Origin of the sequence: Flectobacillus major DSM 103 (genome assembly GCF_000427405.1) — a bacterium.
GTDB lineage: Bacteria > Bacteroidota > Bacteroidia > Cytophagales > Spirosomataceae > Flectobacillus > Flectobacillus major.
Map to the genome: position 1 here is coordinate 3,086,673 of NZ_KE386491.1, position 16,027 is coordinate 3,102,699.

Here is a 16,027-nt window from a genome sequence, read left to right on the forward strand (position 1 = left end):
AAAAGCCTCACAAGCCCTCGGTTTGTGGGGCTTTTTTTGTTCTATTATTGATTAGCTTTTAGTATCATTTGGGGGTAAAATATAAAAAGAGATAGTTCTTGTTTTCTATGAGAAAAATATCCCATTTTTTACTTGGTTCGTATTCATTTCACCCTGAACTTCAACCCCGAAACATCTCGCTACAAGTTATGAATACTGAAATCCTCTCTCGCATTCAATTTGCTTTCACAGTAGCTTTTCATTATATCTATCCTCCGCTAAGTATTGGATTAGGTATAGTTATGGTTATTATGGAAGCCCAGTACCTTCGCACGGGCCTCAAAGCCTACGAGCAAATGACACGCTTCTGGATTAAAATCTTTGCCTTAATATTTGGCATTGGAGTAGCCACGGGTATTGTCATGGAATTTGAATTTGGCACCAACTGGGCGGTTTATTCTCGGTATGTTGGTGATATTTTTGGTAGTGCATTAGCTGCAGAAGGCATCTTTGCATTTGCCTTAGAATCGGGTTTTTTAGGTATATTATTGTTCGGTTGGAATCGAGTAAGCCCCAAAGTTCACTTCTTTTCTACTATTATGGTGGCTACAGGCTCGATGTTCTCGGCAATTTGGATTGTCGTAGCTAACTCGTGGCAACAAACACCCGCAGGGTTCAAGATTGAAGGCGAAGGCTTACACGCTCGTGCCGTTATTACCGACTTTTGGGCAATGGTATTTAACCCTTCAAGTAGCGAAAGGCTTTCGCACGTATTGATTGGGTCGTTTTTGGCAGGTTCCTTTCTTGTTTTAAGCGTGAATGCCTATTATTTACTTCGCAACAGGCATGTCGAAATAGCCCGAAAGGGTTTTAAAATTGCATTGGTGGTAGCTACTGTTGCATCCTTGCTCCAATTAGTTTCTGGCCATAAATCGGCCGATGGCGTGGCTCATAATCAACCTGCCAAATTAGCTGCTTTTGAAGGCCATTATCCTGCTTCGCAAGTAGCAGATATGTACCTATTGGGCTGGGTCGACACTCAAAAACAGGAAGTAATAGGGCTGAAAATCCCGAAAGGATTAACCTTCCTATTGCACCAAGATACCACTACCCCCGTAACAGGCCTGAATGCCTTCAAAAAAGAAGACCAACCCCACGCTGTAAATTTCGTTTTCCAAACCTATCACCTTATGGTAGCTATTGGAATGCTTTTGATTGGACTTACTTTATTGGCTTCGTTTCTTTGGTGGAAAGGCACACTTTTTCAACAACGCTGGCTTTTACACATCTTTGCTTGGTCGGTATTTCTACCTCAGTTAGCTAATCAGCTGGGCTGGTACTCGGCCGAAGTGGGTCGGCAGCCTTGGGTGGTATATGGCCTATTGCGTACATCCAATGCCCTTTCGCAATCGCTAAAAGCCTCGCAAGTGCTTTTTTCTTTGATTCTATTTACTCTGGTATATATGTTGCTATTAGGTTTGTTTTTGTATTTGCTCAACAAAAAAATCAAACATGGCCCCACCGACGACCATCGTTCTGACGACATCCCAGATTACTCTAAACGTGATAACCCTATCTTTCAATAATGGAAACAATATTCGGTATCGACTTACCCACTTGGTGGTTTCTGGTGGTAGGTGGCGTATTTAGTGGATATGCTATTTTAGATGGCTTTGATTTAGGAGCAGGTGCATTGCATTTGTTTTTCAAGAAAGAAGAAAGCCGCCGTATTGCCCTCAACGCTATTGGCCCCGTTTGGGACGGCAACGAGGTTTGGCTAGTCATTGGCGGTGGGGCCTTATTTGCAGGTTTTCCGGTGGTATATGCAACCGTTTTTTCGGCATTTTACGAATTGTTTATGATATTCTTGGTAATGCTTATTTTAAGGGCGATTTCTATTGAGTTTCGGTCGAAAGAACCTATGATTTGGTGGCGAAAACTTTGGGATATTAGTTATAGTATTTCGAGTATTTTGTTGGCTTTGGCTCTGGGTTTGGTATTAGGCAATATTATTCAAGGCTTACCTATCGACCAAAACTATATTTTCCAAGGCGATTTATCTTTCTTTTTCAATTCCTTTTCTATACTCATGGCTATCACTACGCTATCGTTGTTTATGATGCACGGAGCGATATATTTAGTCATGAAAACCGAAAATAGGTTGTATGCCAAATTAACCATTTTGGTAAAAAACACCACGATTTTCTTTGTACTAATGTTTGCCCTAAGCACGGTATATACTTTGCTGTATTTGCCTCACATGGTCGAGCGGTTCAAAGAAGTTCCATTGATGTTTGCCTTTCCTGTATTAACCATTTTGGGCGTTGCCAATATTACTCGACAAATCACCAAACGAAAATACAGATTCGCCTTTTTATCATCGGCTTTTGTAACAGCCATGCTCATGGGGCTGGTAGCCGTTGGGCTTTTCCCCAACATTGTATTATCTACCCTCGACCCTGCGTTTCATATTACTGTACATAATGGAGCATCCACCAACAAATCCCTTAAAATTATGCTTACTTTTGCGGCCATTGGTGTACCTCTGGTAGCTACTTATACAGGATTTGTTTTTTGGACTTTTAGGGGAAAAGTAAAACTGGACGAAACCAGTTATTAAGCCTAAAAAGATTGGACTTAAAGGTTCTTAAATATCCAATACTCTAAATTTCCTAGTTGTAATACTTGATATATTTTAGAACTGCGGTGATAACCCCTTCTTTCAAGAATAAATCTTTGATTTGGACTGTTATGTAACTTTTATCACGGAAAGGCACTTGGTATTCAGCGAATTTTGGGCTATAATCATTTAGAAAACAACTATAGCTATGTTCGATTTTTTTAAACCCAAGAAAAACTACGAGAACCTGTCGGCAACCGCTTTCAACCAACTTTTGAACGAAATGCCAAATGCAGTATTGATAGATGTAAGAACGCCCCAAGAATTTAGACAAGGTGCCATAGAGAATGCCATTAATATCGACCTTATGAGCAACGACTTTAGTCAAAAAATAGCAAAACTACCTAAAGACAAAGCCTATTTTGTATATTGTAGAAGTGGCAATCGCAGCGGCTCGGCTTGTAAACATCTTGGCAATAATGGCTTTGAGCAAGTGTACAATCTGTCGGGGGGTATTATGAGCTGGAGCTTTTAGCATACCCAATCTTATCACTCAATCCTGTAGAAGTGTTTTTTGCATTTCTACAGGATTTTTGTGTTTAGTACAAAAAACTATTTGGCCCTCCCAAAACTGATATTTATCACATACCTTTTGTGAGGAAAGTTACAGAAGCCCACCTGTCATAGCAATAACTTTGTTCTATCAATTTCAAGCATATTAAATAACTCATCATCATGAAAGTAGAACAAATTTATACAGGATGTTTGGCCGAAGCGGCTTATTATATTGAGTCAGCTGGCGAGGTTGCTATTATTGACCCATTGCGTGAATCAAAACCTTATATAGAGCGTGCCCAAAAAGACCATGCTACTATTAAGTATGTCTTTGAAACACACTTTCATGCCGATTTTGTATCGGGGCATATCGACCTCTCTAACAAAACTGGAGCAACTATTGTATTTGGCCCCACAGCACAACCTGCTTACCCTGCCTATATTGCCAAGGATAATGAAGAATTTGTATTAGGAAAAGTAAAAATCAAGGTACTCCATACGCCAGGCCATACCATGGAATCGTCAACGTTTCTGTTGATTGATGAAAAAGGGCAAGATTACGCTATTTTTTCGGGCGATACCCTATTTATTGGGGATGTCGGTCGTCCAGATTTAGCCGTAAAATCAGACTTGAGCCAAGAAGATTTGGCAGGTTTGTTATACGAAAGTTTACATAACAAAATCATGCCTTTGTCCGATAATGTTATTGTGTATCCTGGCCACGGTGCTGGCTCAGCTTGTGGCAAAAACATGAGCAAAGAAACAACCGATACACTAGGCAACCAAAGGCGATTCAACTATGCTTTGCAAGCCAAAACCAAGGAAGCATTTATCAACGATGTACTTACAGGACTAGTAACGCCACCCCAGTATTTCCCCAAAAATGCAGTTATGAATAAAATGGGGTATGCCAACGTAGACGAAGTACTCCAAAAAGGAACAAGAGCCCTTAGTCCAGCAGCATTTGAAGCAGCCAGCAATGAAGAAAATGCCCTTATTTTGGATGTTCGTCAAGCACAAACATTTGCACAAGGGTTTATTCCCAATGCTATTAATATAGGCTTAGAAGGCCAGTTTGCTTCTTGGGTAGGTACTTTGATTCCAGACTTACAACAGGCTATTGTACTAATAACCGACGAGGGCAAAGAACAAGAAGCGGTATTACGCCTTTCAAGGGTCGGTTACGATAATTGCATTGGTTATTTGGAAGGAGGTTTTGAGGCATGGAAAAACGAAGGCCGAGCAATAGACACTATCGAGTCTATCAGTGCCGAAGAGTTTGCCAAACGTTTCAAAAGCCAAGTCCATATTATGGCCTTTGATGTCCGTCGAAAAAGTGAATACGATTCTGAACACGTAATTGGTATCGAAAATCTGCCCCTTGATTTTCTTAATAATCACTTATCGGCTATCAATCGCAACATTACTACCTATATACACTGTGCAGGCGGTTACCGTTCGATGTTGGCCATTTCAATCTTAAAAGCTCGTGGATTCAACAACCTGATTGATATTACTGGCGGCTTTGCTGCCATTAAACAAACAGGACAATTGGCACTTACCGACTACGTTTGTCCTTCTACTTTGCTATAAATATTCAATACACTTTTATTTAGTTCGCTTATTTATTGGTAGCGTATGTTGTCATACAGCGTTGCAGGATGTTTCTTCAATAGCTTCACAAAAGCCTTTTTATGATTGGCTGTGAATACTTGGCAAACTTCGTGTAACGCTTTGTTGTATTGAAAGTTACGCTACTGTCTATTGAGTTGACAGCCATTCGGATATGCTACGCTGATACCCCAACGAGTTGCTCTTATCAACTTTTCTTCTCAAAAATACGCTTGTGTGATAAAAGTTACATTATGCCCCATTAGTAATATGTACTTTTGTATGCTTTTAGTAGCGAAGGGTTCTCTACAATAATGAACTTTTTATCTATTAATTTATATTTAATAAGTGTACAAAATAGAAAAATGCCCGCTTCGTGAATACTCTGTAATATCATGTTACACTAGCTTTATCGCTTAGCGTTATTTACTTTATAAAATGTCGTATATACATACGTGTAACTTTACGTTCTTTTTTTGCCATTGTTCCATCATCAAAAAAACACTCATTCATTATTGCATTTATCTGTTTATCAAACCATTAAAATACAATTTATCTATTCAGTTGATTACTTAATATGGAAACTTAGTATTTTAAACATTTACTTATTTTATTGAATAAATGTCAGTAAATTTATCCAACAAACTCTATAGAATAGCACGACAAATTAAACATAATATAAATGGAGCTACTTGAATTAATCAAAAAACCTTGGCCTTGGTATGTGGCAGGCCCGCTAATTGGACTTACCGTGCCAACGTTATTACTTATTGGTAACAAATCCTTTGGTATTTCTTCGTCGTTGAGGCATATATGTGCCGCTTGTATTCCTGCCGACATTTCGTTTTTTAAATACGATTGGAAAAAAGAGGTTTGGAATTTATTTTTTGTATTCGGTATATTTTTAGGTGGATTTATCGCCACTAATTTTCTCAAAAACCCCGATACCTTTGTCATTGCCCCCGAAACTATAGCCGACCTCAAGGCTTTAGGTATCAAAGATTTTTCGGGATTGATGCCCTCCGATTTATTTTCTCTGGAAAGTTTACTTAGCTTAAAAGGCTTTATTTTCTTTGTTGTAGGAGGTTTTATGGTAGGATTTGGCACTCGTTGGGCAGGTGGTTGTACATCGGGTCATGCCATCATGGGTATTTCTAATTTACAATTACCTTCGGTTGTTGCTACCTGTTGCTTTATGATAGGCGGCTTTGCCATGACTCATTTGATTTTGCCATTTATTTTCAAACTATTCTAAAAGTACTTTCAGTATTATGAAAAATATAGCAGAAAACCCTCTCAATCAGGTCGAAGAATTTGTGTGCGAAGCACCCAACGATATGAAGAAGCCCGAAAATGGACTTGCCAATCTCAAATACCTTATTGTAGGTATTCTGTTTGGGATTGTGTTTGTCAAAGCCGAAATTATCTCGTGGTTTCGTATTCAAGAAATGTTTCGTTTACAAAGTTTTCACATGTATGGCGTAATTGGCAGTGCCGTAATGGTGGGGATGTTGTCGATTTTTCTTATCAAAAAGTTCAATATAAAAACCCTTTCAGGAGAAAAGGTTGAGTTTCATCCGAAAAAATTTCAGAAAGGACAAATCTATGGTGGTTTACTATTTGGCTTGGGTTGGGCTATTACAGGAGCTTGCCCTGGGCCTTTATTTGCCCAAATCGGCAGTGGGTTCACCGTTGTGATTGTGACTTTACTAAGTGCCATTGCTGGTACTTGGACGTATGGTTATTTCAGAGACAAACTTCCTAATTAAACTACGATCTTGCCTACTTGGCTTTAGACGGTTTGTTGGGTTATGTAACATTTATCACAGAATGATTGTGTTTTTTAAGACAATTTGCAGAAAAAACATAATCATTCTGTGTCATGACTCATCATTTCAACATACTTATTATTGGGGGTGGCAATGCTGGCTTATCGGTAGCCTCTCAATTGTTACTCAAAAATAGTTCTCTTTCGATTGGCATTGTTGAGCCATCAGAAAAGCACTATTATCAACCAGCTTGGACTTTGGTAGGTGCTGGCGAATTTGATATTCGTGATACAGAAAAAACGAAAAAGACTTTATTCCCGACCGTTGTGTATGGCTAAAAGACGCTGCTGATACCTTTCAGCCCAAAGATAACCAAGTAACTTGTGTGAGTGGCCAAGTACTTCGGTATGATGCTTTGGTGGTAGCCCCTGGTATTCAGATCAACTGGCAACAAATCGAAGGGCTCGAAAATACCCTTGGTAAAAACGGTGTAACCAGCAACTATTCATTCCAGATTGCTCCATACACATGGGAGCTTATCCAAAACTTTAATGGAGGCGTAGCTGTATTTACCAATCCCTCCACCCCTATCAAATGTGGCGGAGCTCCTCACAAAATCATGTATCTAGCTTGTGATTATTGGCGTAAAAAAGGAATATTAGACCTTTGCGAAGTCCATTATATTTCGGGAGCAAGCGTTATTTTTGGGGTAAAAGAATACGCCCAAACCCTTGAAGGCGTTGTAGCTCAAAACAATATTCATACTCATTTTGGAGCAAATACTTTTGCTATCGAAGGGGAAAGCAAGTTTGTACGATTTGAACAAAAAGATACCAATGGAGTATCTATCCAAAAAACTATGCACTTTGACTTTTGTCATATCGTACCTCCACAAAGTGCTCCTGATTTTATTAAAAAAAGCCCTTTGTCCGACACCCAAAACCCATTAGGTTATGCTGAGGTTAATAAAAACACAATGCAGCATAGCCGTTTTCCCAATATTTTTGCCCTAGGCGACTGTACCAATGCCCCTTGTAGCAAAACAGGAGCAGCCATTCCTAAACAAGCACCAGTGGTAGTCCAAAATATTCTTGACGTATTGAACCAGCAAGCACCCTCGGCCAGTTATACAGGTTATAGTGCCTGCCCCATACCAACCCAATACGGCAAACTAATGCTGGCCGAGTTTGATTATACCAATACCCCAACTATGACATTCCCCTTTAATCAGGCTGTTCCGAGGTGGAGTATGTGGATACTCAAAAAATATATATTACCGTGGTTATACTGGCATAAAATTCTGAAAGGAAAAGCCTAATCCATCAACTATATTATTGTAGTTTTTTGGCGTAACTTGTCCTACAAACTAGCCGACGGATAAGTTTTAGGACATATCCGTCAGCATGCTTCACAAATAACACGACTATCATGAATCTGACATTTGTAGAAAAAAACTTTACGGGACTTTTTGAAAAAGCTCTTTTAGAAGAATTATCGCAGATTGGTAACTATATGGAACTAGACGAAGGACACGTAATTATGCGACCAGGAGGCTATATTCGTACCGTACCGATTGTATTGACAGGTTCTATCAAAATCCTCAGGCCCGACGACGAAGGCCGAGAAGCCCTATTATATTACCTCGGTGGCATGGATTCCTGTGCCATGTCGCTAACGTGTTGTCTCGACCGCAAAAAGAGTGAAATATTGGCCATTACAGAAGAAAAAACCACTTTGATTACTATACCTGTAGAAAAAATTGAAGAATGGATGTGCAAATATTCTACTTGGCGACAATTTGTGTTTTTAACCTATCAAAGGCGTTTTGAAGATTTGCTTAATGCCGTTGACGAAATAGCCTTTCATAAACTCGACGAGCGGCTATTGAGCCTTTTACAAAGGAAAAGCAAGCAAACCAAAAATAAAACTATTGTTATAACACACGAAGTATTAGCTGGCGAACTAGCAACCTCCAGAGAAGTAGTATCGAGGCTACTCAAACAATTGGAAAAACTAGGTAAAGTGAAATTATCTCGCAACAAAATTGAACTTATGTAACCCTCAAGCACAAGCAAAGCTATAATAACATTATTACTCTTTCTCAGGATTTTGTATTGGAAAAAAAGGCATAGTTTAGCACAAAAACTATCCTTTTTCTATTTTCACCTCTATAAATCTCTTAATAGTCGCAGTATTGATAAAAAAAAAATCAAACTCCTTGACAAATTAAAAGATTGGTATTATCATTGCACTACGAATAACTGTTCAGTGATATTCTCCAGTTAAGCTCCTTACTAATAATTGCTTAACAATCATCTTCCACCTCGTACCAAATTTCCGAATTTTGATTGTAACGTTTATCATCTTTTATACAATTGTAATAAACTTAACCACCAATATCTTTTGAGGCTCTGCAACGCAACAAGCCTTATAATTTACCCGTATGTATAATATTGAAGAATTAGAAATAAAGCTTATTTCAGAGCTTCGTGAGCTTGCCAAAGGGCTAAATATCCAGAATACGATTGACCTACCAAAAAAAGAACTCATCTATAAAATACTTGAACAGCAGGAAAAAAGTAACACCCAAACACTAAAACCTGCTTCTAGCGATGCTATGGAAAATGAACAAAAACCAGAGAGAAAAGTGAGGAAAGAGAGTGCTTCAGCATCAGACAGCCCACGCCCAAAAAGACAACGCATTCAGAAAGGTGACTCTGAGGCCGAAACGCCCGTTGCGGCTATTCCAGAGCCAATATTCAAGCCTGAGCCTGTCAAAACAAAACCTGCTCGTGAGGTAAAACCAAAAAAAGCAGCAGTAGAAGATATCGTATTTGACTTCGATGAAGAACCTATCGTAATAGACCTTCCAGAAGATGTAGAAGACGAATTTGCCTCAATAGACACCTCGTTTATTACAACATCGCCAGAAGAATTAGGCGTAAATGTAAGTACAAACAATTTTCGACCAGAACCAACCGTCGAAAACAATCGTCAAGAGAATAATCGTCCTGCACAAAATACTCCAAATACTGGCGGAAATATCCGCAAACCAATATATAATCAAGCAATTCGAGAGTTTGACGGTATTATCGAGAACGAAGGTGTACTCGAAATTATGCAAGATGGCGGCTATGGTTTCTTACGTTCGGCCGACTACAATTACTTGGCTTCGCCCGATGATATTTATGTATCGCCTTCGCAAATCAAGTTATTTGGCCTAAAAACAGGTGATACTGTACGTGGAGCTATCAGACCTCCTAAAGAAGGTGAAAAATACTTTGCTTTGCTTAGGGTAGAATCTGTCAATGGAAAAACCACCGAAGAAATCCGTGACCGTATTCCTTTTGAATACCTTACTCCGCTCTTCCCTGATGAAAAATTAAACCTTTCTTCTCGTCCTGACCAATATTCAACCCGTATTTTAGATTTATTTGCCCCTATCGGTAAAGGTCAGCGTGGTATGATTGTGGCCCAGCCCAAAACAGGTAAAACGGTGTTGTTGAAAGAAATTGCAAATGCTATTTCTAAAAATCACCCAGAGGTATATTTGTTGATTTTACTTATCGACGAACGCCCAGAAGAGGTTACCGATATGCAACGTAGCGTACGTGCCGAAGTAATATCATCTACCTTCGACGAACAAGCCGAACGCCATGTTAAAGTAGCAAGTATTGTGCTAGAAAAAGCTAAACGTATGGTAGAGTGTGGTCATGATGTTGTGATTTTGTTAGATTCAATCACTCGCTTGGCTCGTGCGTATAATACGGTCGTTCCATCTTCAGGAAAAATTCTTTCGGGTGGGGTCGATGCCAATGCTTTGCACAAACCAAAACGTTTCTTTGGGGCTGCTCGTAACGTAGAAAATGGTGGTTCTTTAACCATTATTGCAACAGCCCTTATCGATACTGGTTCTAAAATGGACGAAGTTATCTTTGAAGAATTTAAAGGTACTGGTAATATGGAATTACAACTCGACCGTAAGCTATCTAACCGTCGTATGTTCCCTGCTATCGACGTTCCTGCTTCGGGTACTCGTCGTGAAGACTTGTTGATGGATAAAGAAACGCTACAACGTGTCTGGATTCTTCGCAAACACATGAGCGACATGAATTCTGTAGAAGCTATGGATTTCTTGTTGCAACAAATGAAACATAGTCGAAACAATGATGAGTTTTTAGCATCTATGAATCGATAACTAAAAAAAAGAGCAGGTATTTTATCTGCTCTTTTTTTATTTGAGAATTCAATGTGTATAAAAGTTGATATATTGAATTTGTATATTTCGGATTTTACTATCTGGTATTTTACAATAATATAAAAAATAGCATCACACAACCATAAACAACTAATTATCAAACTATTATTCAATTCAAAAAACAACACCAAGGCTACTATATCCTAACTACCGCTTTCACAATTCACAATTCCACTAATCACAAATTCTTATTTATAACCATCTGCAAGTTATCTTTGTTTTACTGATATAAAATACTTGATTTCTACCTTCATCCACACGAGGGCTCTACTATTTTTTCACAATTTTTTAAAACACCATGAGAAAACGTTTATTTTTTTTGTTTTTCTGTATCATCTATGGCTCACTTTCAACAAATAGTTACGGGCAAGTCTTCGACAAAGTTACCTTTAGCCAACTCCCTCAAGACTGGCAACTTTACCCTAGAAAAACCAATAACCAAGGTATTATAACAATAAAAGGTACTGTTACAGCCTCTAATATCGATGCTATCTCGTTACTTTTATACAGAAATAAACAACTAATTGGTTACCAAAAAATAACTTCGTTAGCATTAAATAGCTCGTTTTCATTCAAAGACTTGGCCATCAAAGCCGAATTAGCCGAATATGATGTCAAGCTTTATACTTTCAGTAAAACCGACTCCTCGCTTATTGTAGAACGTGTCAATATTGTTGCTGGCGATATATTTGTTATTAATGGGCAGTCAAATGCAGGAGCAAATTTTGGCGATGACCCCGTTTATTTTACCAGCGAATATGCCCGTAATTTTGGCAAACTACTGGACTTTACCTACCTTCCAGCCTATAACCCTGCCGATACTCTTTGGAATACTCAAGCACCTGGCAAGCTCGGCAATGCCCTTCAAAAATTGATAATCGAAAAGCATAAAATTCCTGTAGCTATTCTGAATCAGGCCAATGGAGGCTCGACAGTTACATTTAATGCTATCAGGACTAACCCCGTAGCCAATTTTGGTAATACCTACGGCGTTTTGTACTATCGACTATTAAAAGCGGGCGTTTTGAACGATGTAAAAGGGTATATCTGGCGACAAGGTGAAAACGAATCGTCGGGTGCGGCATCGCTTTGGGGCGAAAATTTTGATATTTTATACAAATACTGGCGACAAGATTACCCTAATATTCAGAAATATTACGTGTATCAAGTTAGTCTTCTCGACTTCCCACTATATGCGGCAGGTCAGTTGCGAGACTATCAGCGACGTACCAAATATATCTATGACCGAGTAGAAAACATCACCGCTATTGGCCTACCCGACTACGACGGTATTCACTATGGCTTACAGGGGCATATCAAAAGTGCTGAAGAGCTTTTCTTACAAATTAGCCGTGATTTTTATGGCTCGACCGATACCGACAATATTACCTGTCCTAATATTCAAAAGGTGTATCGCAACAACAAGGATAATATTATTTTGGAATTTGATAAAGGACAAGAAATTGTTTGGCAAAATGATACAACCCTTATCAATAAATATAATCAGCCTATCAAACAGTACCTACACAATATGTTTTTTACTAAAAACAACAACAGAATGTGGGTACTTTCGGGATATGCTGTAGGTAATAAAGTAATTCTTGATCTGGCCAAAGACCAGTTTTCTTATTCGGTATTGAATTATCTTCCTGCCTTTCATACCTCCGAACAAACCGTGCAGTTTGGTGGGCCTTTTATCAAAAATAAACGAGGATTAAGGGCTTTTTCTTTCCATGAAGTACCAGTTGGTACTATTACCGACAATTTGGCTCTTAAAACACAAATCTCAAACGGTAATCAAGTAGCGCTTTCATGGAATAAACTTAGCTCAGCCGACTATTATATACTAGACCGTAAATCAGCTAACTCGACAGTTACTCATAGTATCAAAATTGATAAAAACCTAAGTGCTTATATCGACACTCTGGCAGCCGATGACACTTTATTTCGCTATGTATTAACGGCTTATAGTAAGGACACAGCCAATAACTTCTCGATGCAAAATGTTGTTATTCCTATTATTAGTCACCCAACAATCACTGCTCAACTGCGAAGCCATAATAGTATTGTATTACAATGGAATCGTGTTCAGCAAGCAAAAACGTATCTGATAGAAAGAACAACCAACAATAGTATCAAAACATATCAAACCAACCAATTGTCATTGGTAGATACTGGCCTAGTGGCCAATGTAACTTATTCGTACCGAATCAAAGCATTAGCAGATATTGGCCAGTCTGATTTTTCGTCATATACCAAAGTAAGTACTTTACCCCTCTTGGCTAGCCCTACGGCAAGTTTGAAGGCTTTGTTCAAAAACAAATTAGAGTTTTCGTTTCAAAACGTACCTCAGGCCGATAGCTTAATAATTGAATATAAAGAAAGTAGTAATCTCAACGATTATACTCTGTTATCAAAACGCAGAAACCTTGCAGGAACAATTGTTTTAAATGATTTGAAAAGCAATACTAGCTACTCGGTACGCATCATGGCTACGGCACAGAACCGCATTTCAGCATGGACAATCATAACGTTGAGTACTCCTGCCGACCTTGTTGCTCCTGTTTTAAATATCGACGAAGTAACTTATAAGTCGGTTCTGTTATCGTGGACAAGTGTTACCGGAGCAACATCGTATTTGCTAGAAAGAAGAAAAGACAATGACAACTTTACACTAATAGACACCTTAAAATCAACCGCTTATAAAGATAGCCTTGTAAAAGACAATACCAGTTATACGTATCGAATCAAAGCACTTGCTACATTATCCGATTCGCCAACAAGCACCAAAGAGGTACGTACTACCACTATTTTGGGAACAGAAGAGCTTATCAGCGAGCCTATTACGCTTGCTCCAAACCCTACTACCGACTGGCTCAGTATCAAGTTTGTTCAGCGACTTACGGGTTCGTTAAGTATTTACAATACCTCAGGCGAGAATGTTTATCAAGCCAAATTCAACGATACCTATACCCTAGAAATTTCGTTGAAAGGCTTACAGAAAGGCCCATATTTTGTCAAGATTTCAACCGCAAAAGGACAATTTACCAAAAGATTAATAATACTATAAACAACAAAAAAGCCTGTTACCTCTAGGGCGACAGGCTTTATCCTCTATCTAAAATTCAAAATGATTACTAAAATGTGTAGTTAAGTTTGAGTTCGCCTCCCAATCCATATTCTTTTCTATAATCCACTCTTGTTTGTTGAAACGAATAGGTTGGTGCAACTTGAACTGCAAAGTGGTTAAAACGTTTCTCGACACCCACCGAAATCATATAATTATTAAACAATTTGGTATCGAGTTTTGAAGAAACGTTATCCACCGTTTGATAAACATTTTTATCTTTGAAATCAAAGCATACTTTCTTTGTTCCTGCAATGTCTAAGTCTGTTCCTATTTTCCCTAAAACATAAAATTCACTTGGTAATGGTAAGTAGTAACTAATACGTATTGGCACTTGCCACAAAGTACGTTGCTCTTCAATGTTTTTGATAGGAGCACCAAACGGTACTTTTGGTGCAAACCGAACACGGAAGTCAAAATCATTACGCATTTTGAAATGCTCGTCAGTATTATATTTCTCGTTACCTACATTTACGTATTGCAAACCAGCACTAATACTAAGTCGTTTGTCCAAAAACAGCTCGGCCTGAATACCTCCTCCTAGCTGCTGAGGAGCCAACATACCTGTTGCACCTACCCTCAAATAGGCATCGGCCAATGAAAAACGCATTTTTTTCTCAGTCGAATCTTGAGGTTCATAGTACGAGAAATCCGTTTTGGTAATACCCGACGACGCAATCTGAGTAGAGTCTATCACCCAACCATGAGCTTTCAAGTGTCTCCAAATTATCGGAGCAGCACTATTTCCACTATTTGACTGAGACATAGCATATAGCTCTTGGTTTATACCAGTACCTCCACCATTATTTGCATCAGCCATACCTCTATTTCTATTAGCCCTACGAGAACCAGTCTCTTTTTTTCCAACATTTGCAAATGCTGTATGAGCTTGTCTTTTTGTATTTTTGGCAACACCCCAATTACCTGTTGCAAAATCTACGTTTTCGTTATCTACAGAAGCTTTCAGGTTGGGTCTTACGGCAATATCTCGACCTGGCAAAGCTCCTACTAACCCATCTTGACGACTGTCTAATCCCTGTTTTTTATCAACATCAATTAGCTTTTTATTATCTAGCTGCTGATACAATTGAGCAATAGATTGTTTTTGGCTATCCAACCGAGCAGCAAGTTGCTCTTTATTGAGCATCAAGCTATCTCGTTGTTGGGTCAAAGTGATTACTTCTTGCTGTAAATCTTTTTTTGCATAGTATTGGGTTAAGGTGACAAATAGTAAACCTACGATAGTAATAGCTGCGGCCGAATACATCACTTGTTTGCTCACTATAATTTTCCAGTAAGGAACTTTATGAGCATTGGCAAAAGCATTAAATTTTTCCCAATCTTCCTCTTGAAAAGTGGGCTGGATGCCCTCAAGTTTTTTCTTGATTGCATCATCGAATTGATCAGTTTTCATAAAGTTTGTTGGTTAAACTGACCGCGAATAAATGCGGGTAATATGTCTTTATCATTTCTTGAAGCTTTAAACGAGCTTTCATAAAATTAGAACGAGATGTCCCTTCGTTGATACCTAACATTTCGGCAATTTCTCGGTGGTTATATCCATCCACAACGTGCATCATAAATACCGTTCGGTAAGATGTTGGAAGTTTTTGTACCAAGGCCAAAATATCTTCGGCTGCCATTTTATCAATTACATTTTCATCATAAACAGGCATACTTACATGCTCCACCTCTAGGCTATATAAGTTTTTTTCTCGCTTATGATAGTAATTGATACTAGTATTCACCAAGATAGTACGAAACCAAGCCTTAAAGGATTGTATATTTTCGTAACGATGTATGTTCTGGAATACCTTCATAAATCCATCGTTCAGAATCTCTTCGGCATCTTCTTGGTTGGCGGCATACCTCTGGCAAATATTTTTAGCATAACTAAAGTACATCTTAAATAGCACTTTCTGAGCTTCTGGATGTTGCTCACGACATGCCTGTAAGACACTTTCGAGATTGTCTTTGTCAAATTCAGTATGTTTTTTTTTGAAAAACAACGGCTTAAAAAGTTTTATAAAGCTAAAATTAGAAATTCTTCATCAAATTCAGAAGTAATGTACTGATTTTCAAGACCCTCTACCCCTTAAATAATCATA

Annotated in this window: 13 protein-coding genes; 11 read left to right on the forward strand and 2 right to left on the reverse strand. The window is 38.5% G+C overall.

All coding sequences use genetic code 11. The features are described 5' to 3' along the window. The first annotated feature begins 188 nt into the window (after positions 1 to 188). The 11 genes from FLEMA_RS69915 to FLEMA_RS69960 all read left to right on the forward strand — a co-directional run bounded on the left by FLEMA_RS69915 (position 189) and on the right by FLEMA_RS69960 (position 13,862). On the forward strand, positions 189 to 1,565 hold the full coding sequence (locus FLEMA_RS69915) for a cytochrome ubiquinol oxidase subunit I (RefSeq protein WP_044174778.1): 1,377 nt from the start codon (positions 189 to 191) through the stop codon (positions 1,563 to 1,565). Next, positions 1,565 to 2,599: a cytochrome d ubiquinol oxidase subunit II gene (gene cydB / locus FLEMA_RS69920; RefSeq protein ID WP_044171939.1), complete on the forward strand. Its 1,035-nt coding sequence runs from the start codon at positions 1,565 to 1,567 to the stop codon at positions 2,597 to 2,599. Before FLEMA_RS69915 ends, cydB begins: the two co-directional genes overlap by 1 nt. 208 nt (positions 2,600 to 2,807) lie before the next feature. Next, entirely contained in the window at positions 2,808 to 3,134 is a 327-nt protein-coding gene (locus FLEMA_RS69925; RefSeq protein WP_044171940.1) for a rhodanese-like domain-containing protein, read from the forward strand. A 200-nt stretch (positions 3,135 to 3,334) separates the two neighbouring features. Further along, positions 3,335 to 4,747, forward strand: coding sequence for an MBL fold metallo-hydrolase (locus FLEMA_RS69930; protein WP_044171941.1), 1,413 nt, complete (start codon positions 3,335 to 3,337; stop codon positions 4,745 to 4,747). 700 nt (positions 4,748 to 5,447) lie between these two features. After that, positions 5,448 to 6,020, forward strand: coding sequence for a YeeE/YedE family protein (locus tag FLEMA_RS69935; RefSeq protein ID WP_044171942.1), 573 nt, complete (start codon positions 5,448 to 5,450; stop codon positions 6,018 to 6,020). A 16-nt stretch (positions 6,021 to 6,036) separates the two neighbouring features. Next, positions 6,037 to 6,534: a DUF6691 family protein gene (locus tag FLEMA_RS69940; RefSeq protein ID WP_044171943.1), complete on the forward strand. Its 498-nt coding sequence runs from the start codon at positions 6,037 to 6,039 to the stop codon at positions 6,532 to 6,534. Positions 6,535 to 6,647: 113 nt separating this feature from the next. Further along, positions 6,648 to 6,872 carry a lycopene cyclase family protein gene (locus FLEMA_RS77230; protein WP_229359448.1) on the forward strand — a complete coding sequence of 75 codons (225 nt, stop codon included), beginning with the start codon at positions 6,648 to 6,650 and terminating at the stop codon, positions 6,870 to 6,872. Positions 6,873 to 6,919: 47 nt separating this feature from the next. Further along, positions 6,920 to 7,852, forward strand: coding sequence for an NAD(P)/FAD-dependent oxidoreductase (locus tag FLEMA_RS69945; RefSeq protein WP_229359450.1), 933 nt, complete (start codon positions 6,920 to 6,922; stop codon positions 7,850 to 7,852). Between the two features lie 110 nt (positions 7,853 to 7,962). Then, the gene (locus FLEMA_RS69950) at positions 7,963 to 8,592 is read left to right on the forward strand and encodes a Crp/Fnr family transcriptional regulator (RefSeq protein ID WP_044171944.1); all 630 of its coding nucleotides are present in this window, start codon (positions 7,963 to 7,965) and stop codon (positions 8,590 to 8,592) included. 385 nt (positions 8,593 to 8,977) lie between these two features. After that, complete coding sequence (gene rho / locus FLEMA_RS69955; protein WP_044171945.1) at positions 8,978 to 10,732, forward strand: transcription termination factor Rho; 1,755 nt, start codon at positions 8,978 to 8,980, stop codon at positions 10,730 to 10,732. Between the two features lie 358 nt (positions 10,733 to 11,090). Beyond that, entirely contained in the window at positions 11,091 to 13,862 is a 2,772-nt protein-coding gene (locus tag FLEMA_RS69960) for a T9SS type A sorting domain-containing protein (protein ID WP_044171946.1), read from the forward strand. A gap of 67 nt (positions 13,863 to 13,929) precedes the next feature. Here the strand turns inward: FLEMA_RS69960 and FLEMA_RS0125260 are convergent, their stop codons facing one another. Together FLEMA_RS0125260 and FLEMA_RS0125270 are read right to left on the reverse strand one after the other, a co-directional pair. Continuing rightward, entirely contained in the window at positions 13,930 to 15,333 is a 1,404-nt protein-coding gene (locus FLEMA_RS0125260; protein ID WP_044171947.1) for a hypothetical protein, read from the reverse strand. After that, positions 15,323 to 15,928, reverse strand: a complete 606-nt coding sequence (locus FLEMA_RS0125270; RefSeq protein ID WP_026997817.1) for an RNA polymerase sigma factor — start codon at positions 15,926 to 15,928, stop codon at positions 15,323 to 15,325. The genes FLEMA_RS0125260 and FLEMA_RS0125270 overlap by 11 nt, the downstream gene beginning before the upstream one ends. Between the last annotated feature and the right edge of the window lie 99 nt (positions 15,929 to 16,027).

Excerpts from the sequence above, each read along its gene's own strand:
- FLEMA_RS69915 (WP_044174778.1), top strand. The coding sequence starts at position 189 with ATGAATACTGAAATCCTCTCTCGCATTCAATTTGCTTTCACAGTAGCT.
- cydB (WP_044171939.1), top strand. The coding sequence starts at position 1,565 with ATGGAAACAATATTCGGTATCGACTTACCCACTTGGTGGTTTCTGGTG.
- FLEMA_RS69925 (WP_044171940.1), top strand. The coding sequence starts at position 2,808 with ATGTTCGATTTTTTTAAACCCAAGAAAAACTACGAGAACCTGTCGGCA.
- FLEMA_RS69930 (WP_044171941.1), top strand. The coding sequence starts at position 3,335 with ATGAAAGTAGAACAAATTTATACAGGATGTTTGGCCGAAGCGGCTTAT.
- FLEMA_RS69935 (WP_044171942.1), top strand. The coding sequence starts at position 5,448 with ATGGAGCTACTTGAATTAATCAAAAAACCTTGGCCTTGGTATGTGGCA.
- FLEMA_RS69940 (WP_044171943.1), top strand. The coding sequence starts at position 6,037 with ATGAAAAATATAGCAGAAAACCCTCTCAATCAGGTCGAAGAATTTGTG.
- FLEMA_RS77230 (WP_229359448.1), top strand. The coding sequence starts at position 6,648 with ATGACTCATCATTTCAACATACTTATTATTGGGGGTGGCAATGCTGGC.
- FLEMA_RS69950 (WP_044171944.1), top strand. The coding sequence starts at position 7,963 with ATGAATCTGACATTTGTAGAAAAAAACTTTACGGGACTTTTTGAAAAA.
- rho (WP_044171945.1), top strand. The coding sequence starts at position 8,978 with ATGTATAATATTGAAGAATTAGAAATAAAGCTTATTTCAGAGCTTCGT.
- FLEMA_RS69960 (WP_044171946.1), top strand. The coding sequence starts at position 11,091 with ATGAGAAAACGTTTATTTTTTTTGTTTTTCTGTATCATCTATGGCTCA.
- FLEMA_RS0125260 (WP_044171947.1), bottom strand. The coding sequence starts at position 15,333 with ATGAAAACTGATCAATTCGATGATGCAATCAAGAAAAAACTTGAGGGC.